At 71.2% G+C, this 21,743-nt stretch carries 19 protein-coding genes and 1 pseudogene (1 of these 20 only partly in view); 13 read left to right on the top strand and 7 right to left on the bottom strand.

Features of this window, described 5'->3' with window-relative positions:
* The 4 genes from DA075_RS14450 to DA075_RS14435 all read right to left on the bottom strand — a co-directional run.
* Positions 1-781: the start of an ATP-binding protein gene (locus tag DA075_RS14450; RefSeq protein WP_099953827.1), read on the bottom strand. The gene continues 1,244 nt to the left of window position 1, outside the view; the window shows 781 of its 2,025 coding nt (coding positions 1-781); the start codon lies at positions 779-781; the stop codon falls past the left edge of the window.
* Between the two features lie 141 nt (positions 782-922).
* Positions 923-2,461: a YifB family Mg chelatase-like AAA ATPase gene (locus DA075_RS14445; protein WP_099953826.1), complete on the bottom strand. Its 1,539-nt coding sequence runs from the start codon at positions 2,459-2,461 to the stop codon at positions 923-925.
* 178 nt (positions 2,462-2,639) lie between these two features.
* The gene (rpsT, locus tag DA075_RS14440) at positions 2,640-2,915 is read right to left on the bottom strand and encodes a 30S ribosomal protein S20 (protein WP_099953825.1); all 276 of its coding nucleotides are present in this window, start codon (positions 2,913-2,915) and stop codon (positions 2,640-2,642) included.
* Positions 2,916-3,105: 190 nt separating this feature from the next.
* On the bottom strand, positions 3,106-4,263 hold the full coding sequence (locus DA075_RS14435) for an ISAs1 family transposase (protein WP_167456062.1): 1,158 nt from the start codon (positions 4,261-4,263) through the stop codon (positions 3,106-3,108).
* A 153-nt stretch (positions 4,264-4,416) separates the two neighbouring features.
* On the opposite strand from DA075_RS14435, the gene DA075_RS14430 reads away from it, so the two are divergent.
* The 4 genes from DA075_RS14430 to DA075_RS14415 all read left to right on the top strand — a co-directional run bounded on the left by DA075_RS14430 (position 4,417) and on the right by DA075_RS14415 (position 7,972).
* The gene (locus DA075_RS14430) at positions 4,417-4,638 is read left to right on the top strand and encodes a hypothetical protein (protein ID WP_099953824.1); all 222 of its coding nucleotides are present in this window, start codon (positions 4,417-4,419) and stop codon (positions 4,636-4,638) included.
* Between the two features lie 89 nt (positions 4,639-4,727).
* Positions 4,728-5,435 (top strand): 7-cyano-7-deazaguanine synthase QueC, encoded by a 708-nt coding sequence (gene queC / locus DA075_RS14425; RefSeq protein WP_099953823.1) that lies wholly within the window; start codon positions 4,728-4,730, stop codon positions 5,433-5,435.
* Positions 5,436-5,498: 63 nt separating this feature from the next.
* On the top strand, positions 5,499-6,665 hold the full coding sequence (locus DA075_RS14420; RefSeq protein ID WP_099953822.1) for an acetyl-CoA acetyltransferase: 1,167 nt from the start codon (positions 5,499-5,501) through the stop codon (positions 6,663-6,665).
* Positions 6,666-6,691: 26 nt separating this feature from the next.
* Positions 6,692-7,972 carry an MFS transporter gene (locus DA075_RS14415; RefSeq protein ID WP_099953821.1) on the top strand — a complete coding sequence of 427 codons (1,281 nt, stop codon included), beginning with the start codon at positions 6,692-6,694 and terminating at the stop codon, positions 7,970-7,972.
* On the opposite strand, the pseudogene DA075_RS14410 reads toward DA075_RS14415, so the two are convergent.
* Positions 7,914-8,185, bottom strand: a pseudogene (locus DA075_RS14410) (BolA family protein). The gene DA075_RS14415 and the pseudogene DA075_RS14410 overlap by 59 nt on opposite strands.
* Positions 8,186-8,319: 134 nt before the next feature.
* Between DA075_RS14410 and DA075_RS14405 the strand changes: the two are divergent.
* The 3 genes from DA075_RS14405 to cobT all read left to right on the top strand — a co-directional run bounded on the left by DA075_RS14405 (position 8,320) and on the right by cobT (position 12,171).
* The gene (locus DA075_RS14405) at positions 8,320-8,943 is read left to right on the top strand and encodes a J domain-containing protein (protein WP_099953820.1); all 624 of its coding nucleotides are present in this window, start codon (positions 8,320-8,322) and stop codon (positions 8,941-8,943) included.
* 221 nt (positions 8,944-9,164) lie between these two features.
* Positions 9,165-10,148, top strand: a complete 984-nt coding sequence (gene cobS / locus DA075_RS14400) for a cobaltochelatase subunit CobS (RefSeq protein WP_099953819.1) — start codon at positions 9,165-9,167, stop codon at positions 10,146-10,148.
* A 121-nt stretch (positions 10,149-10,269) separates the two neighbouring features.
* On the top strand, positions 10,270-12,171 hold the full coding sequence (gene cobT / locus DA075_RS14395; RefSeq protein ID WP_099953818.1) for a cobaltochelatase subunit CobT: 1,902 nt from the start codon (positions 10,270-10,272) through the stop codon (positions 12,169-12,171).
* 176 nt (positions 12,172-12,347) lie between these two features.
* Here the strand turns inward: cobT and rpmB are convergent, their stop codons facing one another.
* The gene (gene rpmB, locus DA075_RS14390) at positions 12,348-12,638 is read right to left on the bottom strand and encodes a 50S ribosomal protein L28 (RefSeq protein WP_099953817.1); all 291 of its coding nucleotides are present in this window, start codon (positions 12,636-12,638) and stop codon (positions 12,348-12,350) included.
* A 299-nt stretch (positions 12,639-12,937) separates the two neighbouring features.
* On the opposite strand from rpmB, the gene DA075_RS14385 reads away from it, so the two are divergent.
* The 6 genes from DA075_RS14385 (at position 12,938) to DA075_RS14355 (ending at position 20,889) form a co-directional block, all read left to right on the top strand.
* Complete coding sequence (locus DA075_RS14385) at positions 12,938-13,840, top strand: DUF3108 domain-containing protein (protein WP_099953816.1); 903 nt, start codon at positions 12,938-12,940, stop codon at positions 13,838-13,840.
* Positions 13,841-14,297: 457 nt separating this feature from the next.
* A complete protein-coding gene (locus DA075_RS14375) occupies positions 14,298-17,852 on the top strand; it encodes a helicase-related protein (RefSeq protein ID WP_099953814.1) in 3,555 nt (1,184 codons plus the stop codon).
* A gap of 9 nt (positions 17,853-17,861) precedes the next feature.
* The gene (locus tag DA075_RS14370; protein ID WP_099953813.1) at positions 17,862-18,152 is read left to right on the top strand and encodes an RNA-binding S4 domain-containing protein; all 291 of its coding nucleotides are present in this window, start codon (positions 17,862-17,864) and stop codon (positions 18,150-18,152) included.
* Between the two features lie 182 nt (positions 18,153-18,334).
* Positions 18,335-18,673, top strand: a complete 339-nt coding sequence (gene fdxA, locus DA075_RS14365) for a ferredoxin FdxA (RefSeq protein WP_048445664.1) — start codon at positions 18,335-18,337, stop codon at positions 18,671-18,673.
* A gap of 465 nt (positions 18,674-19,138) precedes the next feature.
* On the top strand, positions 19,139-19,726 hold the full coding sequence (locus DA075_RS14360) for a CarD family transcriptional regulator (protein WP_099953812.1): 588 nt from the start codon (positions 19,139-19,141) through the stop codon (positions 19,724-19,726).
* Between the two features lie 284 nt (positions 19,727-20,010).
* Positions 20,011-20,889, top strand: coding sequence for an RNA polymerase factor sigma-32 (locus DA075_RS14355; protein ID WP_099953811.1), 879 nt, complete (start codon positions 20,011-20,013; stop codon positions 20,887-20,889).
* 160 nt (positions 20,890-21,049) lie between these two features.
* On the opposite strand, the gene DA075_RS14350 is transcribed toward DA075_RS14355, so the two are convergent.
* Entirely contained in the window at positions 21,050-21,733 is a 684-nt protein-coding gene (locus DA075_RS14350; RefSeq protein ID WP_244936577.1) for a 4'-phosphopantetheinyl transferase family protein, read from the bottom strand.
* Between the last annotated feature and the right edge of the window lie 10 nt (positions 21,734-21,743).

Here is a 21,743-nt window from a genome sequence, read left to right as displayed (position 1 = left end):
CCACGACGCTCTCGACCAGGGCCGCCGGGTCGAACGGCTCTGCCGCGAGGTCGAGGCGCCCGGCCTCGATCTTGGAGAAGTCGAGGATGCCGTCGATGAGCGAGAGCAGCGCCTCGCCGGAGGTCTTCACCGCCTCCGCATAGGTGCGCTGCTCCGGGCTCAGGGGCGTTTCGAGCATCAGGTCGGCCATGCCCATGATGCCGTTGAGCGGCGTGCGGAACTCGTGGCTGACGCTGGCGAGGAAGCGCGACTTCGCCACGCTCGCGGCCTCGGCCCGGCTGCGGGCCTCCTCGAGGGAGCGGGCGGATTCGACCCGCTCGGTGACGTCCCGGCCCGCCCGCAGCACCTCGGCCCGCCCGTCGCGCCCCGACGTCACGGTCTCCACGAAGGCGAACCAGCGCAGGGGGCCGCCGCCGGCCGGCAGGATCGCGAGGTCGACCAGGCGAGCCCCGTCGGCGCGCTGGCGCATCTCGCCCCGCTCCACCACCTCGGCCTCCCGGGTGGTGCCCAGGAGCGCCTCCGGGGTGGTGCCGAGCAGGGCCGCGAAGCCCTGATTGGCGAAGGTGATGCGGCCTTCCGCGTCGCGCTGGACGACGAGCTCGATCTGCGCCTCGACGAGGCTGCGATAGCGCTCCTCGCTCTCGGAGGTGCGCCAGACGAGATCGTGCAGGCGCTCGACTTCGCCCTCGCGCCGTCGCTGGATCCGGCGATGGCCGCTCCAGCGCGCCGCCAGCCAGGCGAAGGCGGCCCCGAGACCGATCACCGCGCAGAGCCACACCATCCCGCATCCTCCAGGGCACGCATCGATGCGCGAGAGTGGCGGGTGGAACTGAAAGATGAGTGGGGAAAGTGGCTTAGCGGCGCCTATGGCGGACCGGACGATTTCGACGGAAGGCGGCAACGTACCGTTAACCGCGATGCCTCATGCGGCGGCCGGGCGCCGGTCCGAGCGGCTGCGGTAGGACAGGGCCTCGGCAAGGTGGAGCCGGCGCACCCGCGCCTCGCCATCGAGATCGGCGAGGGTCCGGGCGACGCGCAGGACTCGGTGGAAGCCGCGGGCAGAGAGCCGCATCGCGTCGGCGGCGTCGCGGATCAGCGCCATGCCCTCGGCGTCGGGCCGCGCCGCCTCCTCGATCAGGGTTGCCGGGCAGGAGGCGTTGGTGGTGCCGGGGGGCTGGCCGGCTTCCGCATAGCGCCGCTCCTGGCGGGTGCGCGCCGCGGCGACCCGGGCCGCGGCCTCCGCCGAGCCTTCCTCCGGCGGCGGCAGGATCAGGTCGGCCGCGGTGACCGCCGGCACCTCGATCTGCAAATCGATCCGGTCGAGGAGCGGGCCGGAGAGCCGGGCCTGGTACTGCGCGACGCAGCGCTCGTTGGGGCCGCGCCGGCAGGCGAAGCCCGGCTCCGTCGCCTGGCCGCAGCGACACGGATTCATTGCCGCGACGAGCTGGAACCGGGCCGGATAGGTCACCCGGTGGTTGGCGCGCGCGATCATCACCGTCCCGGTCTCGAGGGGCTGGCGCAGGGAATCGAGCACCTGGCCGTTGAATTCCGGCAGCTCGTCGAGGAAGAGCACGCCGCCATGGGCGAGCGATACCTCCCCCGGCCGGGCGCCGATGCCGCCGCCGACGAGGGCCGCCATCGAGGCCGAGTGGTGGGGCGCGCGGAACGGCCGGCGGTTCGACAGCGCGCCGTCCTTCAGCGTGCCGGCCACCGACTGGATCATCGAGACTTCGAGCAGCTCGCGCGGCCCGAGCGGCGGCAGGATCGAGGGGAGCCGGGCGGCGAGCATCGACTTGCCGGCCCCGGGCGGGCCGTTCATCAAGAGGTTGTGGCCGCCCGAGGCCGCGATCTCCAGGACGCGCTTGGCGCCCTCCTGGCCCTTGATCTCGCGCAGGTCCGGCAGCGGACCGGCGGGGGCGGCCACCGCCGGCACCGGGCGGGCCATCACCTGGCTGCCCTTGACGTGGTTGGCGAGCTGGATCAGCGAGCGCGGCGCCAGCACGTCCATGTCGCCGGCGGCCCAGGCGGCCTCCGGGCCGCTCGCCGCCGGGCAGATCAGGCCGAGGCCGCGGGCATTGGCCGCCATGGCGGCCGGCAGCACGCCGGCCACCGCCGTGAGGCTGCCGTCGAGGGCCAGCTCGCCGAGCACGCAGTAGCCGGAGAGCGCGTCCGCCGGCAGGGCGCCGATCGCGCACATCACCCCGAGGGCGATCGGCAGGTCGTAATGCGAGCCTTCCTTCGGCAGGTCGGCAGGCGCGAGGTTGACGGTGATGCGCTTGGCCGGCAGCGCCAAGCCGGAGGCGATCAGGGCCGAGCGCACCCGCTCGCGGGATTCCGCTACCGCCTTGTCGGGCAGGCCGACCACGTTGAAGGCGACCGCGCCGGGCGTGATCTGCACCTGCACGTCGACGGCGCGCGCCTCGATCCCCTCGAAGGCGACGGTGGCGACGCGGGTGACCATGCGGGAGGGCCTTCGGGCTGGCTGGCTGCCGCAACGTTAGTTCGCAGGCCATGCCGGCACAACCCGGAACCGCAAAAGAGCTTTCCGGACACGAAAAAGCCCGGCGCGAAGCCGGGCCATTTCCTCTCGTCCCTCGGGCCGGCAGCACCTGAGCGGCGCTCAGCCCTCGGGAAAGGCGTTACGCCTGGGCGGCCTGCAGGCCCTTCACGCGGGCGGCGAGGCGCGAGACCTTCCGCGAGGCGGTGTTCTTGTGCACGATTCCCTTCTGGGACGCGCGCATGATCTCCGGCTCGGCGCTGCGCAGAGCGGTCAGGGCGGTGCCGTGATCGCCGGACTCGATCGCCTCCTCGACCTTGCGGATGAAGGTGCGCATGCGGCTGCGGCGCGAGCGGTTGATCGCCGTGCGCTTGGCGATCTTACGGGTCATCTTCTTGGCCGACACGGTGTTGGCCATCGGCGTTCCTCATTCAAAAAAGCGAGGCCCGAGCGATCCCGGCGGGATCGTGGCGTCGCGTGTCAGGGCATGGAAGCACGGGCAACCCGCCGGGCGAAAGCCCGCAGGTCCGCGAGCCGCGGTCTATAGACGCGAGCGCGCGGAACGTCAACGCCGGAACGGATCCGGCTCAGGGCAATCGGGTGAAGGGTCATGGTGCGACGAGCCTGACGAGGTAGTCGTCGTCCCAGCCTGCGGTTTTGAGGGCGAGGCGCATGGAATCCTTGCCCTTTTTGCGGGCTGCGACGTTCACCGCGATGTGGCGGACCGTCAGCATGTTCTCGGGGGCATGAGCAGTACGGATGCGAGACTGATCGTCGTGGAAGGTGACGTCGAGGATCCAATGCAGGCCGTTCTCGATCGCCCAATGCTGCCGGACGGCAGGCCCGAGGCGGTCGGCGCCGAGCGGTGACGAGGTCAGATAGCAGCGCGTCTCACGCTCGATCCTGTTTACCGGGTCACGGGTGCTCAAGTCACGGGTGCTGTCGACGACGATGAGGCTCTTCAACCCCGGCCAGGCGTGGCGCGCCTGGAGCCAGGCGACCTGATGGATGACAGTCACGCGCCGGGTCTCGATCCGCCCGTGATCGCCCTCGACGGTCTCGTGCGTGCTGACGGTGCAATCGGCAAAGTCCCGAGCTTTCTGTTCCTCGACGAAGAGCGTGACGTCCTCGTGCAGCGTGCCCTGGTTGCCCTTGAGCGCCAGGACATAGTCGGCCTTCTTGTCGAGGATCTTGTGGGCGATGGCACGCTGGCAGCCCATCGCATCGATGGTGACGATCGCCCCCTCGATCGACAGGAGGTCGAGCAGGGCCGGGATTACCGCGATCTCGTTGGACTTTCCGCTCACCTTGGTCTGGGCCAGCACCAACCGCTGGCGTGCGGCGAAGGCGGAGACGACGTGAAGGGCATCTCGCGCACCGGCCCGGCCCGAGCGCCGCGAGGTCTTGCCGTCGATCGCGATCACGTCGAGCGGCGTTTGCGTCAGCGTCGCGGCCCAGGCCGCAAAGCAGCGTCGAAATGCGACGGGATCGAGCGCCGCGAAGATGTCACCGAGATGATCGTGGCTCGGCGTGCCGTTCCGGAACGGCAGAAATCGGCGCAGAAGGTCGAGTTTCGTGTGACCGAACCGGGCGATATCGGTGAAGCCTTCAGCCCCCGCCAGGATGGCCAGCAACGCCAGCAGCAGAACCTCGTCCAGGCGATAGGCGACTTTGCCGGGCTGGCGCGGATCGGGCAGGTCCGCGAAATGATCGAGAAACACCGTCGCCTCGAACACCGCCGCTACCGGCTCGCTCGCCTCGTCCATCGCCCGCCTCCTAAACCACGTCGTGGCGGACGACCGATTCAGAGCTTCCGGTCCTTGTCACCTCCCGCATTCACCCGATTGCCCTGGGATCCGGCTTCGGAACGCTCTTCTCGATCAACGGTTGAGGGTCTCACATAGCCACGGGAGATCCTCATGATCCGTTCCGCTTCCCTCCTCGCCGCCGGCCTCCTCGCGGTCTCGGCCGTCGCGGTGCCGCACCAGGCCGAGGCGAAGGGCTGCATCAAGGGCGCCATCGTCGGGGGCCTGGCCGGCAAGGCGGTCGGGCACGGCAAGGCCGGAGCCGCGGCCGGCTGCGCGGTGGGCCACCACAACGCCAACAAGAACCAGGGCAACGGCCAGGCGCAGGGCCAGTAGGGCGCGGGGCCAGTAGGCCGACCCGGCGCGACGGGCTTATATGAGAGGGCGGCACCGACAATGGGGCCGCCCTTTCTCGTGGAGCCCGCATGATGTTGTCCGACGGCGCCCTGGTGCTGTTCTCCGGCGGGCAGGATTCCGCCACCTGCCTCGCCTGGGCCCTCGACCGCTTTTCCCACGTCGAGACCCTCGGCTTCGATTACGGCCAGCGCCACCGGATCGAGCTCGAATGCCGCGAGACCCTGAGGGCGGAGCTGGCCCGGATCGTGCCGGCCTTCGCCGGACGCCTCGGCGACGACCACACGCTGAGCCTCGATGCCCTCGGCGCGGTCTCCGAGACCGCGCTGACCCGGGAGACCGCCATCGCCATGGAGGCGGGCGGCCTGCCCAATACCTTCGTGCCGGGCCGGAACCTCGTCTTTCTCACCTTCGCGGCGGCCTTGGCCTATCGCCGGGGCCTGCGCCACATCGTCGGCGGCATGTGCGAGACGGACTTTTCCGGGTATCCCGATTGCCGCGACGACACGATCAAGGCGCTGCAGGTCGCGCTCAATCTCGGCATGGAGCGCCGCTTCGTGCTGCATACGCCCCTGATGTGGATCGACAAGGCCGCGACCTGGCGGATGGCCCGCGACCTCGGCGGCGAGCCCCTGGTCGACCTCATCGTGCGCGAGAGCCATACCTGCTACCTCGGCGAGCGCGGCGCCCTGCACGCCTGGGGCCATGGCTGCGGCACCTGCCCGGCCTGCGCGTTGCGGGCCTCCGGCTATGCGCGATTCCGCGCCGAGGATGCGTGACGGGCGCTTGCAGGCCGCCCTTCCGTTGCGCACATTGCACCGCAAACACGGGAGGAGAGAACCATGACCGCCTGCATCGTCGGCTGGAGCCACACGCCCTTCGGCAAGCACGATTCCGAGACCGTCGAGAGCCTGATCGTCCGCGTCGCCAACGAGGCGCTGGCCCATGCGGGGATCGGCCCGCAGGACGTCGACGAGATCGTGCTCGGCCACTACAATGCCGGCTTCACCCCGCAGGACTTCACCGCCTCCCTGGTGCTCCAGGCCGATGACGGGTTCCGGTTCAAGCCGGCGACCCGGGTCGAGAATGCCTGCGCCACCGGCTCCGCGGCGGTGCATCAGGGCATCAAGACCATCGAGGCGAAGCGTGCCCGGGTGGTGCTGGTGGTCGGCGTCGAGCAGATGACCCGCACGCCCGGCCCCGAGATCGGCCGCACCCTGCTCAAGGCCTCCTACCTGCCGGAGGACGGCGACAACCCGGCGGGCTTCGCTGGCGTGTTCGGCAACATCGCCGGCGCCTATTTCCAGCGCCACGGCGACCAGTCCGACGCGCTCGCCATGATCGCCGCCAAGAACCACCATAACGGCGTCCAGAACCCCTACGCGCAGATGCGCAAGGACCTCGGCTTCGAGTTCTGCCGCACCGAATCGGACAAGAACCCCTTCGTCGCCGGCCCGCTGAAGCGCACCGACTGCTCGCTGGTCTCGGACGGCGCCGCCGCCGTGGTGCTCGCCGACACCGAGACGGCGCTCCGCATGCGCCGTGCCGTGGCCTTCCGGGCCACCGCCCACGCGCAGGACTTCCTGCCGATGTCGAAGCGCGACGTGCTGAAGTTCGAGGGTGCCGCCACCGCGTGGGCCCGTGCGCTGGCTCAGGCCGGCATCACCCTCGACGACCTGTCGCTGGTCGAGACGCACGACTGCTTCACGGTCGCGGAACTCATCGAGTACGAGGCGATGGGCCTGACCAAGGAGGGCCGCGGCGCCGACGCGATCCGCGAGGGCTGGACCACCAAGGAGGGCAAGCTGCCGGTCAACCCGTCCGGCGGGCTGAAGGCCAAGGGCCACCCGATCGGCGCCACCGGCGTGTCGATGCACGCCCTCTCGGCGATGCAGCTCTGCGGCGAGGCCGGCGGCATGCAGATCCCGGACGCGACGCTGGCCGGCGTGTTCAACATGGGCGGCGTCGCGGTGGCGAACTACGTCAGCGTGCTCGAACGCATCAAGTAGCCATACAGAAAAGGGGCGGCAGGACCGTGACATCCTTCCTGGTCCTGCTGCTCACCTACACGATCAGCCAGTTCGACCGCGGCTTCCTGGCGATGGTCGCGCCCGATCTCGGGCCCGACCTCGGCCTTCAGCCCTCGGACCTCGCGCTCCTGTCGGCGGGCTGGTTCCTGGCCTTCGCGGTGGGCCAGGTGCCGACCGGGCTCCTCCTCGACCGGATCGGGCCGCGGCGCACCGTGTCGGGGTTCCTGGTCGCCGCCGCCCTCGGCACGGCCTGCCTCGGCCTTGCCCAGGGCTTCGCCGGCGCCGCGGCCGCGATGGCGCTGATCGGGCTGGGCTGCGCGCCGGCCCTGATGGGCGGGCTCTACCTGTTCGGGCGGGTCTATCCCCCTGAGCGCTTCGCCATGCTGTCCTCGCTGATGATCGGCTTCGGCACGGCGGGCGACCTTCTCGGCTCGACCCCGCTGGCGCTGGCGAGCCACGCCTTCGGCTGGCGCGCGATCCTGTTCGGGCTCTGCGCCGTCACCCTGCTGGCGGCCGGGCTGGTCCTGTGGCTGATCGTCGATCCGCCGCGCCTCGCCGACCCGCCGCGGACCTCCGTCTGGCGCGGCTTCGCCGAGGTCGCGCGGATGCGGGCCCTGTGGCCGGTCTTCCCCGTGGTCTTCGTCAGCTACGCCGTCGTGATCGCCACCCGGTCGCTCTGGGTCGGCTCCTATCTCGGCAGCGTCCACGGCCTCGGCGCGCTCCAGCGCGGCAACGGCACCCTCGCCATGAGCGCCGCGATGGCGATGGGCGCCATCGGCTACGGGCCGCTGGAGCGCCTGGTGCGCGACCCGAAGCGCACGGCGCTCGGTGGCTGCCTCGTCACCGGCCTGGCCCTCTCGGGCCTCGGCCTGTTCGGCGGCGGCTCCACGGCGCTGGCGGTCGCCCTGCTGGCGCTGATCGGCGCGGCGGGCCTGAGCTACGGGATCCTGATGGCCCATGCCCGGCGGTTCTTCCCCGCCCCCCTGCTCGGGCGCGGCGTCGCCCTCATGAACATCGTCTTCATGGGCGGGGCGGCGGCAGCGCAGGGATTCTCCGCCCTGTTCGTGCTGGGCACCGGCGGGCTCGCCCCGGACGCGCTCTACGGCCGGCTGTTCCTGGCCTACGGCCTGGCGCTGCTGGCTGCGACAGGGGTGTACGCCTTCGCGCCGCGGGAGCCGGTGTTCGGGCAGATCGTTCCCGTCGATCCGGGCCGGGGATCGCCCGAGCCTATCCCGCCTCGCCCGGCGTCCGAGCCCGCAGGGCCAGGGCGTGCAGGCCGCGCTTGAAGGCGTCGTCGAGGAGCGCGTTCACCATGCGGTGGCGCTCGACCCGACTCTTTCCCTCGAAGGCGGCCGACACCACATCCAGCCGGAAATGAGTTTCCCCCCCTCCCGCCAGCCGGAATGGCCGGCATGCTGGTGTGATTCGTCGACGACGCTGAGCGCCGTCGGCGCCAGCCGCTCCTCCAGCGTCGTCCTGATCCAGTCGCCCAGGCTCATCGCGCACCCGTCCTTAACCTGCTTCGGCTCGACTGACCGGAGCGGGCTGTCCCCGTCAAGCCGTTCGGTTCCGCCTGCGGCATCAGGCCCGAAGGCCTTGTGCCCGCCCCGCCGCCCCTCATAATCGCCCCGTCATGGATCTGAACTCGCCCCTGTTCGACCGCATCCGCATCCGGCCCTCCTGCGACGAGCCGAAGAAGGCCGAAGGTCCGGCCTGCGAACGGCCGGGCTGCACCCAGCCCGGGCTGCACAAGGCGCCCAAGGGGCGCAAGCAGGAGGGCCAGTACTGGCGCTTCTGCATGCAGCACGTGCGCGAGTACAACGCTGCCTACAACTACTTCGACGGGATGAACGATGCCGCCGTCCAGGCCTACCAGAAGGACGCGGTGATCGGGCATCGCCCGACCTGGGCGATGGGCGTCAATCCCGGTGCGAAGGCCGGCCCGAAGCCCGACGCAGCCCAGCGCGACTGGGACTACGTCGATCCGCTCGGCATCCTGCGCGGCGAGGGCGCCGGCCCGGCCTCGCGCCGCGCCCGGGCGGAGCCGCCGCCGCCGCGCTACTCGGCCCCGGTGCGCAAGGCCCTCGACGTGCTCGGCCTCGACGAGAGCGCCGACACGGCCGCCATCAAGGCGCAGTACAAGGTGCTGGTGAAGCGCTTCCACCCCGACGCCAATGGCGGCGACCGCTCGTTCGAGGACCGCCTGCGCGACATCATCAAGGCCCACGACACCCTGCGGGCCGCCGGGCTGTGCTGAGCCGGGGACGGGCGAGGATCCGATGGGCACGGATCTCGCATCCCTGATCCGCGGCGGGAGGGGCTCGAAACCCGGCGCCTCCCCCATATATCCGGGTCAGGCACGTTTGCGCCGGCTTCCCCCGCAGATTATTGACATGCGGCGCCCGCCGGTCACCCCGCGCCGTCGCGACACCCGCAGGACGCCCATGGAGGGCCAAGCCTGCCCCGACGAGGCTCCGTATGCTTGCTGAGAATACGCCACCCGCTCTCCCGGACACGACCGTCTCGGTGCGCAAGGTGTTCGGGATCGATTCGAACCTCGAGGTGCCGGCCTTCTCGGCCACCGACGAGCACGTGCCGGATCTCGACCCCGACTACCTGTTCGACCGCGAGACCACCCTGGCGATCCTGGCCGGCTTCGCCCGCAACCGCCGGGTGATGATCACCGGCTATCACGGCACCGGCAAGTCTACCCATATCGAGCAGGTCGCCGCCCGCCTGAACTGGCCTTGCGTGCGCATCAACCTCGACAGCCACGTCTCGCGCATCGATCTCGTCGGCAAGGACGCGATCGTGCTGCAGGATGGCAAGCAGGTGACGGCCTTCCAGGACGGCATCCTGCCCTGGGCGCTGCAGAACAACGTCGCTCTCGTCTTCGACGAGTACGATGCCGGCCGGCCGGACGTGATGTTCGTGATCCAGCGGGTGCTCGAAGTGTCGGGCCGCCTGACGCTGCTCGACCAGAAGCGCGTCATCCGCCCGCATCCCGGCTTCCGGCTGTTCGCCACCGCCAACACGGTCGGCCTCGGCGACACGTCGGGCCTGTATCACGGCACCCAGCAGATCAACCAGGGCCAGATGGACCGCTGGTCGATCGTCACCACGCTCAACTACCTGCCGCACGACCGCGAGGTCGATATCGTGCTCTCCAAGGCGCCGCATTACCGCGGCGAGGGCGGGCGCGACATCGTCAACAAGATGGTGCGCGTGGCCGACCTCACCCGCAACGCCTTCATCAACGGCGACCTGTCGACCGTGATGAGCCCGCGTACGGTGATCACCTGGGCCGAGAACGCCGACATCTTCAACGATATCGGCTTCGCCTTCCGGGTCACCTTCCTCAATAAGTGCGACGAGCTGGAGCGGGCGCTGGTGGCCGAGTTCTACCAGCGCTCCTTCGGCAAGGAGCTGCCCGAGAGCGCGGTCAACGTCGCGCTGAGCTGACGGCATCGGGAGGGTCGTCCGGCGGCAAGCCCGGCGGACGACCGATCTGCCCCGGCGCTCGCGCAGCAGACCATGATGCTGCGCCCCTTCGACCTCGACTCGCTGAAGAAGTAGCCTCGCCATGTCCATCTCCAACCGCAAGCCCGGCGAGAAGCGCGAGTCCGTCGCCGAGCCGCTGAAGCGCTCGGTGGCCGGGACGCTGCGGGCCATCGCCCGCAAGGCCGAGATCGAGGTCACCTTCGCGACCGACCGGCCGGCGCTCACCGGCGACAAAGCCCGCCTGCCCGAGCCGCCGCGCAAGCTCTCCCCCGGCGACGTCGCGATCCTGCGCGGCCACGCCGATTCGATGGCCCTGCGCCTCGCCTGCCACGACAACGCCGTCCACCGGCGCCTCGCCCCCGAGAACGCCGCCGCCCGCGCGGTCTTCGACGCGGTCGAGCAGGCCCGGGTCGAGGCGATCGGCTCGCGCCGGATGGCCGGCGTCGCCGGCAACCTCACGGCGATGCTGGAGGACCGCTACCACCGCGGCGGCAAGTACGAAGAGATCACCGACCGGGCCGACGCGCCCCTTGAAGACGCCGTCGCCCTGATGGTGCGCGAGCGCCTGACCGGCCAGGCTCCGCCCCCGGCGGCGCAGCGCATCGTGGGCTTATGGCGCGAGTTCATCGAGGACCGGGCCGGGCGCAACCTCGACGGTCTGACGGGAAGCATCGAGGACCAGCGCGCGTTCGCCCGCTCGGTGCGCGACCTGCTCTCCTCCCTCGACATGGCGGACGAGGCCCCCCTCGACCCCGACGATGACGAGAACGACGACGAGAACGAGGCCGAGTCCGACGACCAGCAGGCCGGCGAGGGCGAGGCCGAGCAGCAGAGCCAGGGCGACCGGGCCGAGATGGAGGTCTCGGACGAGGCCTCCGACGAGATCGAGGAGGGCGCCACCGAGGCCGCCGACGCGCCCTCCGGCGAGTTGCCGGAGGATGCCGAGGACGCCGACTCGGAGGAGGCCTCCGAATCGTGGCGCCCGCCGGGTCCGCGCGCGAACGAGCCGCGTGGACCGGACTACAAGGTGTTCTCCCAGAAATACGACGAGGTCGTCCACGCCGAGGACCTGTGCGACGCCGACGAGCTGGCGCGCCTGCGCTCCTACCTCGACAAGCAGCTCGCGCATCTCCAGGGCGTGGTCGGGCGCCTCGCGAACCGCCTGCAGCGGCGGCTCCTGGCGCAGCAGAACCGCGCCTGGGAGTTCGACCTGGAGGAGGGCCAGCTCGACCCGGCGCGCCTGGTGCGCGTGGTGATCGATCCGTTCCAGCCGCTCTCGTTCAAGCACGAGAAGGACACCAACTTCCGCGATACGGTCGTCACCCTGCTCCTCGACAATTCGGGCTCGATGCGCGGGCGGCCGATCACCGTGGCGGCGACCTGCGCCGACATCCTGGCCCGCACGCTGGAGCGCTGCGGCGTCAAGGTCGAGATCCTGGGCTTCACCACGAGGGCCTGGAAGGGCGGGCAGTCACGGGAAGCCTGGCTGCAAGCGGGCAAGCCGCCGACCCCCGGCCGGCTCAACGACCTGCGCCACATCGTCTACAAGTCGGCCGACGCGCCGTGGCGCCGGGCACGCAAGAATCTCGGCCTGATGATGCGCGAGGGCCTGCTCAAGGAGAACATCGACGGCGAGGCGCTGGACTGGGCCCACAAGCGCCTGCTCGGCCGGCCCGAGCAGCGCCGCATCCTGATGGTGATCTCCGACGGCGCCCCGGTCGACGACTCGACCCTCTCGGTCAATCCGGGCAACTACCTGGAGCGCCACCTGCGCTACGTGATCGACGAGATCGAGACCCGCTCGCCGGTGGAGCTGCTCGCCATCGGCATCGGTCACGACGTGACCCGCTACTACCGCCGGGCCGTCACCATCATCGATGCCGAGGAGCTCGGCGGCGTGATGACCGAGAAGCTGGCCGAACTGTTCGACGAGGATGCCGGCACGATGCCGGTGCGCCGGATGGCGGCGGGCGGGCGGCGCTGAGCCGCCCCACCCACCGGGGCCGCGCGGCGGCCCTTGCATCCGCCCCCTTGCATCCGCCCACGCGAAAAACCCCCGGGCGCCGCTGGCGCATCCGGGGGTTTTTCGTGATCGTCGCGAAGGAGGCGTGAGAGGCAGTCCCGGTGAGGAACAGTCCCTTGGCGCCTCCGCCCGAAAGATCAGGCCGCCTCGGCGATCTTCTTCTCGATCTCGCGCTTCAGCAGGCGGGCGTTCTGCGACAGGTCGGTCTCGCCGGCCTTGATCAGGAACGCATCGAGGCCGCCGCGGTGCTCGACCGAGCGCAGGGCGTTGGCCGAGATGCGCAGGCGCACCGAGCGGCCGAGCGTGTCGGAGAGCAGGGTGACGTTGCACAGGTTCGGGAGGAACCGGCGCTTGGTCTTGTGGTTCGAGTGGCTCACGAGGTGGCCGGTGAGCACCCCCTTACCGGTGAGCTCGCAGCGACGCGACATGGTCTTCAATCCTCAACTGGTCTTCGTGCGGAGAGGGACCACGCAACGCGAGAGCCGGGCGTGCTGCGCACCCCGGCCTGAACCGGACCCCGCGAAGTCCCTGGAAAGCACGCGCCTATAGAGGCGGAAGGCGGGTCACGTCAAGGTGCAGGCTCAGGCGCGGGTCCCGCCGCAGTCCACCGCCGGAGCCGTCCGCCGCGAGTCCGAGACGATCCGTTAACCCTGATCGCGTCACGATGAGGCCAGATTCTCCCCGCTTCATCGGTGGCGGGCGACGGTGATCGGGATCGGTTCCCCCAATGCGTTCCAAGGCCTTTCTCTCGCTCGCCCTCGCGGCGGGGCTCGCCCTCCCGGCCGGCGAGGCGACGCCGGCCAAGGCCGCGCGGGGCCGCGCGCCGAAGGCCGGCGAGACCGCCGTCACGGTCGATTACGGCATCATGCTGGCCGGGATGCCGATCGGCACCGCGCAGGTCACCGGGTCGGTGCAGGGCCAGCGCTACACCATGGATGTCAGCGCCCGCCTCACCGGCCTCGTCGGGGCGATCACCGGCGGCTACGGCTCGGGCCGGGCGAGCGGCACGGTGGCGGCCCGGCCGGTGCCGGCCGCCTTCGCCCTCGCCTCCCACAGCGCCAGCGCCTCGATCACCGTGCGCATGGCGCTGGCCCGCGGCAACGTGGTCGCGGCCGATATCGCGCCCCCGCTGGTGCCCGACCCTGAGCGGGTCACGGTCAGCGAGGTGCACAAGCGCGGGATCATCGATCCGGTGAGCGCCCTGATGATGCCGGCCCAAGGGCGCGGCGATCTCACCGACCCGCAGAACTGCAACCGTACCATCCCGGTCTTCGACGGCGCGAGCCGGTTCAACGTGGTGCTGAGCTACGGCGAGACCCGCAGCGTGCAGAAGCCCGGCTATGCCGGCCCGGTCCTGGTCTGCAACGCCCGCTACCAGCCGATCGCCGGCCACCGGCCGGACCGGCCGGGGGTGAAGTTCATGGAGGAGAACACCGAGATGTCGGTGTGGCTCGCCCCCGTCGAGGGCGCGCGGGTGCTGCTCCCCCTGCGCATCGCCGTGCGCACCCAGATCGGCCTCAACATCATCGAGGCGACGCGCTGGGCCCAGAACGGCGGCGGGCCCAGCGCGCCGGACGCGACCGTGCAGGCGGCCGCGCAAGCCCCGGAGACGCCGGCGGACGCACGCTAGGGCCATGCGACCACCGCTCGTGCGACGCGCCCTCCCCCTCCTCCTGCTGCTGGCCCCGCTCCCGGCCCTGGCGAACGGTCCCGGGCGGGACCCCGCGAACGGACCCGATTGCGGCGGCGACGCCTATTCCTCAGCCACGATCGGCACGAACCCGCCGGGACCACTCACGGCCGTGCCCGATACGCTCTGCGCCGACCTGGAGCAGGGCGGGGCGCCCACTCCCCGCATCGAGATCATCGCTCCCGGTCTCGCGCCATCCTCTCCGTACGGCGAGCAATCCCCGTATGGCGATCGGTCCGCGCCCGCCCCATATGACGGGAGGCCGCTGCTCGGGCCACGGCCGCGGGGCGGTCGTGGCCCGGAGCGCTGAAGGGATCGCGCGACGATCCCGGCGCCGGGATCGGGACGGTGCGGCGGCCGCCCCCGGAGCTCGCCCCGAGGATCTTAGTCCAGCCCGATGACGCGCCGTTCCCTTTCTCCGCAGGCCCGCTTGCGCGGCGCCACGGCGGTGCTCGGTCCTACCAATACCGGCAAGACCCACCTCGCCATCGAGCGGATGCTCGGCCACCCGACGGGCATGATCGGCCTGCCGCTGCGGCTCCTCGCCCGCGAGGTCTATCACCGCGTGGTCGAGCGGGTCGGCCCCGAGCGGGTCGCCCTGGTCACCGGCGAGGAGAAGATCAAGCCGAACCGGCCGAGCTACTGGATCTGCACCGCCGAGGCGATGCCGCGGGACAACCAGGTGGATTTCGTCGGCATCGACGAGATCCAGCTCGGCGCCGACCGCGACCGCGGCCACACCTTCACCGACCGCCTCCTGCACCAGCGCGGCCGCGAGGAGACGCTGCTGATCGGCTCGGCGACGATGGAACCCCTGGTCCAGTCGCTGATCCCCGGCATCCACGTCACGACGCGGCCGCGCCTGTCGCAGCTGAGCTTCGCCGGCAGCCGCAAACTCTCGCGCCTGCCCCATCGCAGCGCCATCGTGGCGTTCTCGGCCGAAGAGGTCTACGCGATCGCCGAGCTGCTGCGGCGCCAGCGCGGCGGCGCCGCAGTGGTGCTCGGCGCCCTCTCGCCCCGCACCCGCAACGCCCAGGTCGAGCTCTACCAGTCCGGCGAGGTCGATTACCTCGTGGCGACCGACGCGGTCGGGATGGGGCTCAACCTCGACGTCGACCACGTCGCCTTCGCGTCCAACCGCAAGTTCGATGGAACGCGCTTTCGCGACCTCTCCCCCTCCGAGATGGCGCAGATCGCGGGGCGCGCCGGGCGCCACCTGCGCGACGGCACCTTCGGCACCACCGGGCGCTGCCCCCCGCTCGAGGCCGAGATGGTCGAGGCGCTGGAGAGCCACACCTTCGAGCCGCTGCGGATGCTGCAATGGCGCAACCCGGACCTCGATTTCGGCTCGATCGACGCCCTGCGCCGCAGCCTGGGCGAGCACCCGACCGAGCGCGGCCTGACCCGGGCCCCCATCGGCGACGACGAAGCGGCCCTCGACCTCCTCGCCAAGGAGGACGACATCCGCGCCTACGCCACCTCGCGCAACGCGGTGGAACGGCTCTGGATGGTCTGCGGCGTGCCGGACTACCGCAAATCCGCGATCCAGACCCATGCCGACCTGATCGCCCAGCTCTTCCGCTTCCTGATGCGCGGCATGGCCGGGCGGATCCCGGTCGACTGGTTTTCCCAGCACGTGGCGATGGTCGACCGCACCGACGGCGACATCGACGCCCTGTCGCAGCGCATCGCCCATGTGCGCACCTGGACCTTCGTGGCGAACAGACCGGACTGGCTCGCCGACCCGGAGCATTGGCAGGGCGAGACGCGTCGGGTAGAGGACAGGCTGTCCGACGCCCTGCACGAGCGGCTGGCGAGTCGATTCGTCGATCGGCGCACCAGCGTGCTGATGCGGCGCCTGAGAGAGAATACCATGTTGGAAGCTGAGATCACCGCGGGCGGCGACGTGACGGTCGAGGGACAGCACGTCGGCCACCTGCACGGGTTCCAGTTCGTGCCGGATCCCGGCGCCGAGGGCCAGGAAGCCAAGACCCTGCGCAGCGCCGCCGAGAAGGCGCTGGCGAGCGAGATCGAGGCGCGGGCCGACCGGTTCGCCGCCGCGGCGGACGCGGCCCTGGTGCTCTCGAACGACGGCACGATCCGCTGGACCGGCAACCCGGTCGCCAAGCTCGTCCCGGGCGAGAAGCTCTACGCCCCCGGCCTGCGGCTGCTCGCCGACGAGCAGCTCACGGGCCCGGCCCGCGAGAAGGTCGAGACCCGGCTGAACGCCTGGCTCAAGGCCCATATCGTGCGCCTCCTCGGGCCGGCCCTCGAGCTCGAGACCGCGGCCGACCTGACGGGGCTGGCCCGCGGCATCGGCTTCCAGGTCGCGGAGGCCCTCGGCGTGCTGGAGCGCGCCAAGGTCCTCAACGAGATGCGCAGCCTCGACCAGGAGGGCCGCGCGGCCCTGCGCAAGCACGGCGTGCGCTTCGGCGCCTACCACATCACCATGCCGGCGCTGCTGAAGCCCGCGCCCCGCACCCTCGCGGCACAGCTCTGGGCCCTGCAGAATGGCGGCCTCGACCAGCGCGGCCTCGACGAGATCGCGCATCTCGCCGGATCCGGCCGCACCTCGATGCCGGTCGACCCTGAGATCGCCAAGGGCCTCTACCGCGCCGCCGGCTTCCGGGTCTGCGGCGGCCGGGCCGTGCGCGTCGACATCCTGGAGCGCCTGGCCGACCTGATCCGCCCGGCGATCGCCTACGTGCCCGGCACCACCCCGGGCGAGCCGCCTCCGGGCGCCGCCGACAAGGACGGCTTCGTGCCGACCGTCGGCATGACCTCGCTGGTCGGCTGCTCGGGCGAGGATTTCGCCTCGATCCTGAAGTCCCTCGGCTACGTCGTCGACCGCCGGCCCGGCCCGGCCATCACCGTCGCCCTGCGCCCGGCCGCCCCCACGGTGCCGGTTCAGGCGAAGTCGGCGGAAGCCGGCGAGGCCTCGGACGAGGCGGGCGAGGCCGCCGAGGCTCCGTCCGAGACGCCGTCGGAGGCCGAGGCCGTGACGGCCGAGGCGGCGCCGGGCGACGAGGCGCTGCCTGAGGAGAGCGTGCAGCACGAGGCGGCCCACGAGGCGTCCTCCGACGAGAGCCCGGCCGCGGAGCCGGTCCGGGCCGAGGCGGCGGAGCCCGCGGCCGAGGCGCCGGCGCGAGATGCGCTCGCCCGGGACGCAGAGGCTCACGAGGCTCCGGCTGCGGAGGCCGCGGTCGAGGCGTCCGTCGAGGCGTCCGCATCCGAGGAGCCGGCCCCGGTCGAAGCCGAGGCTACCGATGCCGCGCCGGTCGCCCATGCCGAGGCGGCCGGGACCACCACGGAGAGCGCCGAGGCTGCGGCGGGCACCGAGACCGGCGAAGCCGCGACGGCGGAGACCACCGAGGCGACGGGCGAGCCCGCCGCACCGGCGGAGCCGATCGTCATCGAGGTGTGGCGGATGCACCGCCACCAGCGCAGCCACGCACCCCGTCACCAGGGCCGCGGCCGGCCGCAGGACGGCCAGCAGCGCGAGGGCCAGCGCGACGGCCGCCCGCGCGGCGGCTTCCAGCGCCCCGATCCGCGCCCGGAGGGCGGCGAGGGAGCGCCGGCCGAGCAGCGCGCCCATCGCGCTCCCCGCGACGGCCAGCGCTGGGGCGATCGGCGCCCGGGCGAGAATCGTGGCGAGAACCGTCCCGCCGGCGAAGGCCGGCCGGAGAACCGCTTCGAGGGCCGCGGGAGCGAGAACCGGGGCGAGGGCCGCCGCGACGGCCGACCCCCGCGCGGGCCGTATCCGGGCGGTCGCGAGGGCGGTCGCGACGGTGGTCGTCCCGGGCAGGACAGGCGCGACGGCGCCCCCCGCAACGGCGGCATGCACGAGGCCCGGCCGCCCCGGCGCGAGCGCGCTCCGGACCCGGATTCCCCCTTCGCCAAGCTTCTCGCCCTCAAGGCGCAGATGGAGGCGAGGGACGGCGACAAGCGCTGACGGGGCCCGATGCGCGCGGACCGGCAGCGTCTCGACAAGTGGCTGTGGTTCGCGCGCTTCGCCAAGACGCGCTCGCTCGCCGCGCGCCTGATCGCCGACGGCTTCGTGCGGGTGAACGGCCAGCGGGCCGACGCCCCGTCGAAGGCGTTGGCGGTGGGGGATGTGGTCACGGTCGCGGCCCAGCACGTCACCGCGGCGGTGCGGGTGCTCGATCTCGGCGAGCGGCGTGGCCCGGCGCCGGAGGCCCGGCTGCTCTATGCCGACCTCTCGGCAGCCCTGCCGCCCGACGAGGCGGGCTGACCGCCATTGCGGGAAAGCGTAGCGCCACGCGAAAGCGTGACGCGAAGGCGACGCTTCCCGGCAACACGCGGCCGCCTTGCAACGGGCGGCTTGCAAGCCCGCCCGCCCGGGTCTAAGGCCCGCCCTCATGCCTGGGCGCCGATGCCGAGCGCCCTTCCCAGCCGTCGAGGTTTCACCAGCCCATGACCTACGTCGTCACCGACAACTGCATCAAGTGCAAGTACATGGACTGCGTGGAGGTGTGTCCGGTCGACTGCTTCTACGAGGGCGAGAACATGCTCGTCATCCAGCCGGACGAGTGCATCGATTGCGGCGTGTGCGAGCCGGAATGCCCGGCCGAGGCGATCAAGCCCGACACCGAGCCGGGTCTCGAGAGCTGGCTGAAGCTGAATGCCGACATGGCGAAGAGCTGGCCCAACATCACCCAGAAGAAGGCCGCCCCGGCCGACGCCAAGGAGTGGGACGGCAAGCCCGGCAAGTTCGAGGCGCATTTCTCGGCCAATCCGGGCTCGGGCGACTGAACGGGTTTCGTCGCAGGTGTCTGGGCGGGGTCCCTGCGATTCTAAGAGGATCGTTGCCGGTTGGTAACGATCCCTGCCGAGATCGCATGACGGGTCTGCGGTCTGCCCGCCAAGCTGGTGAAACAGGGTGCAAGGTGCCTGCGCAGCTATGCCGGGCGCCTGAATTTTTTTGATTTTCAGGCCTCTTCGTGCTAGGTTCCTGATTGCCGTCGCTTGCGTCCGACGTGCAGCCTTCGTCCATTGAGCGGGAATTTTTCGATGGGACGAGGCGGCATGCGATCAGCCGAGGTGGATCTTATGCGGTCCGCAGCGCGTTCGGACGTTCCTTAGCTATGGTTTGACAGGGACTGACGGGCGCCCCTCGGGACGTCCGGCAGGCGCGTATTTTTCGCCGGGCGCCCTGACCCGGATGAACGATCCGGTCGCGGACATTGCCGCGAACGGTGACCTGGAGGCCACCCCCGCATGACGACCGCCAAGAAGACGACAGCCGCCCGGCAGGGCTTCAAGACCGGCGAAGCGATCGTGTATCCGGCTCACGGCGTCGGCCGCATCACGGCCATCGAGGAGCAGGAGATCGCCGGCTACAAGCTCGAGCTGTTCGTGGTGTCGTTCGAGAAGGACAAGATGGTCCTGCGGGTCCCGACCGCCAAGGCGAACTCGGTCGGCATGCGCAAGCTCGCCGAGCCCGAGCTGGTCAAGAAGGCGCTCGACGTGCTCACCGGCCGCGCCCGGGTGAAGCGCACGATGTGGTCGCGCCGGGCCCAGGAATACGAGGCGAAGATCAATTCCGGCGACCTGATCGCCGTCACCGAGGTGGTGCGCGACCTCTTCCGCTCCGACGCCCAGCCCGAGCAGTCCTATTCCGAGCGCCAGCTCTACGAGGCGGCCCTCGACCGGGTGGTGCGCGAGATCGCGGCGGTGAACCGCATCACCGACACCGAGTCGCTCAAGCTCATCGAGCAGAGCCTCGCCAAGTCGCCGCGCCGTGCGAAGGGCGCCGAGGCCGAAGCCGACGGCGAGGACATCCAGGACGAGGCCGAGGCCGCCTGAGCCTCCCCCACCGTTGAGGCGAACGAGAGCCCGGCCATCGCGCCGGGCTTTCGCATGTTCGGATCCCCGCTCCCGACCGTCCGATCCCCCTGCGGACACCCCAGGATAGCCCGCGCACCATTGCATCCCCCAAAGAATCGTGCCGCCGAGGATTTTTTCGCGATGCGGGAACCGACCGTGCGGTCGCGCCGTTGTCGCAGGCCTTGCGGTGTAACGGGCGCGCTCCACGCTGCGCATCGTCCTCATCGCGACACACAGCGCTCACCACAGCGGCGGAGGCGGGGATGGCGGAAATCGCAGGCATACGTCGGCAGTTCGTTCGAGTTGCGATGGATGCCCCCTTCCTCGAGAGGGAAGAAGAGCGCGGCCTCGCGGTGCGCTGGAAGGACGAACGGGACGAGCAGGCCCTGCACCGTCTGATCGCCGCCCATATGCGGCTCGTGATCGCCCTGGCGGGCCGCTTCCGCCATTACGGGCTGCCGATGGCCGATCTGGTCCAGGAAGGCCATGTCGGCCTGATGGAAGCCGCCGCCCGCTTCGAGCCGGAGCGGGACGTGCGCTTCTCGACCTACGCGACCTGGTGGATCCGCGCCTCGATCCAGGACTACATCCTGCGCAACTGGTCGATCGTGCGCGGCGGCACCTCCTCGGCCCAGAAGGCATTGTTCTTCAATCTCCGGCGGTTGCGCGCCCGCCTGATGCAATCGACCGACGAGCGCGTCGGCGACGAGATCCACCGCCGCATCGCCACCGCCATCGGCGTCTCCCGCGAGGACGTGGCGCTGATGGATGCCCGTCTCTCCGGCCCCGACATGTCCCTCAACGCCCCCGTCGGCGACGACGGCGAGGCTTCGGCCGAGCGGGTCGATTTCCTGGTCGACACCTCTCCCCTGCCCGACGAGACCGTCTCCGACGCCGTCGACGGCGAGCGCCGCCTGACCTGGCTGCGGCAAGCCCTCACCGTCCTGTCCGAGCGCGAGCTGCGCATCCTGCACGAGCGGCGCCTCGCCGAGGACCAGGCCACCCTGGAGGCCCTGGGTCACCGCCTCGGCATCTCCAAGGAGCGCGTGCGCCAGATCGAGAACCGCGCCCTCGAGAAGCTGCGCCGCGCCCTGGCCGAGCGCTTCCCGCAATCGAATGCCGGCATGAGCGCTTACGTCTGAAGGTTCCCTCCGGACGACGTCACGACCTCCAGGTCATTCCGGAGCCGCGAAGCGGCGCCCGGAACGACCCGGAGGGCGAAAAGTCCGTCGATGCGGATTCGATCAGTCTTTGCCGACGAGACGGGAGATTGCCGCGTCACGCATCTGCCGATCCTCCCGGTCAGCCTGCCACCACGACCGCCACCTCCACCCCCTCCTCCACCGCCCAGGCGAACCGCGCTCCGTCCGGCAGGACTCGCGACGCCGCGAGCAGCGACAAGCCGGCCCGCGCCAGGCGCCAAGCCGCCCCGTCCTGCGTCAGGCAGACCGAGCGGGGCTCGGCGACGAGGCCCTCGCCGGTCGCCTTCAGGCACGCCTCCTTGACCGACCAGAATTCCAGCGCCCGCCGCGGCCGCGCCCCGGCCGGCAGGCCGCGATAGGTGGCGAGTTCGGCCGGGTGCAGGAAGATCGGCGCCACGCCGTCCCAATCGACCGGCCGGGCGGCGCCCTCGACATCGACGCCGATCCGGCCCGAGGTCGACAGCCCGACCGCGATCCAGCCGCCACCGTGGCTCAGATTGAAGTCGAGGTCGGGCGTGCCGGGCAGGAACGGCCGGCCGCCCGCGTCCCGCTCGAGGACGATCGCGCCTGGGTCGCGGCCGAGCCAGGACCCGAGCAGGTGGCGCAGCAGCCCGTGCGCCGCCGCCCGCTCGTGACGGTCCTGTGCCTGCCGGAAGCGGGCGATGCGCGCCTCCTCGTCCGGCGGCAGGATCAGCCGCTCCGCCGGCAGGGCCGCCGCCGCATCGGCCGGGACCGCCACCGCCAGTGCCCCGCCCGTGAAGATGAGATCCGAGAGTGCCGTCACGCCGCTGCCC

The sequence above is a fragment of the Methylobacterium currus genome (assembly GCF_003058325.1).
GTDB classification, from domain to species: domain Bacteria; phylum Pseudomonadota; class Alphaproteobacteria; order Rhizobiales; family Beijerinckiaceae; genus Methylobacterium; species Methylobacterium currus.
This window is presented reverse-complemented; position numbering and strand designations above follow the sequence as displayed.

Excerpts from the sequence above, each read along its gene's own strand:
- DA075_RS14445 (WP_099953826.1), bottom strand. The coding sequence starts at position 2,461 with ATGGTCACCCGCGTCGCCACCGTCGCCTTCGAGGGGATCGAGGCGCGC.
- rpsT (WP_099953825.1), bottom strand. The coding sequence starts at position 2,915 with ATGGCCAACACCGTGTCGGCCAAGAAGATGACCCGTAAGATCGCCAAG.
- DA075_RS14435 (WP_167456062.1), bottom strand. The coding sequence starts at position 4,263 with ATGGACGAGGCGAGCGAGCCGGTAGCGGCGGTGTTCGAGGCGACGGTG.
- DA075_RS14430 (WP_099953824.1), top strand. The coding sequence starts at position 4,417 with ATGATCCGTTCCGCTTCCCTCCTCGCCGCCGGCCTCCTCGCGGTCTCG.
- queC (WP_099953823.1), top strand. The coding sequence starts at position 4,728 with ATGATGTTGTCCGACGGCGCCCTGGTGCTGTTCTCCGGCGGGCAGGAT.
- DA075_RS14420 (WP_099953822.1), top strand. The coding sequence starts at position 5,499 with ATGACCGCCTGCATCGTCGGCTGGAGCCACACGCCCTTCGGCAAGCAC.
- DA075_RS14405 (WP_099953820.1), top strand. The coding sequence starts at position 8,320 with ATGGATCTGAACTCGCCCCTGTTCGACCGCATCCGCATCCGGCCCTCC.
- cobS (WP_099953819.1), top strand. The coding sequence starts at position 9,165 with ATGCTTGCTGAGAATACGCCACCCGCTCTCCCGGACACGACCGTCTCG.
- cobT (WP_099953818.1), top strand. The coding sequence starts at position 10,270 with ATGTCCATCTCCAACCGCAAGCCCGGCGAGAAGCGCGAGTCCGTCGCC.
- rpmB (WP_099953817.1), bottom strand. The coding sequence starts at position 12,638 with ATGTCGCGTCGCTGCGAGCTCACCGGTAAGGGGGTGCTCACCGGCCAC.
- DA075_RS14385 (WP_099953816.1), top strand. The coding sequence starts at position 12,938 with ATGCGTTCCAAGGCCTTTCTCTCGCTCGCCCTCGCGGCGGGGCTCGCC.
- DA075_RS14375 (WP_099953814.1), top strand. The coding sequence starts at position 14,298 with ATGACGCGCCGTTCCCTTTCTCCGCAGGCCCGCTTGCGCGGCGCCACG.
- DA075_RS14370 (WP_099953813.1), top strand. The coding sequence starts at position 17,862 with ATGCGCGCGGACCGGCAGCGTCTCGACAAGTGGCTGTGGTTCGCGCGC.
- fdxA (WP_048445664.1), top strand. The coding sequence starts at position 18,335 with ATGACCTACGTCGTCACCGACAACTGCATCAAGTGCAAGTACATGGAC.
- DA075_RS14360 (WP_099953812.1), top strand. The coding sequence starts at position 19,139 with ATGACGACCGCCAAGAAGACGACAGCCGCCCGGCAGGGCTTCAAGACC.
- DA075_RS14355 (WP_099953811.1), top strand. The coding sequence starts at position 20,011 with ATGGCGGAAATCGCAGGCATACGTCGGCAGTTCGTTCGAGTTGCGATG.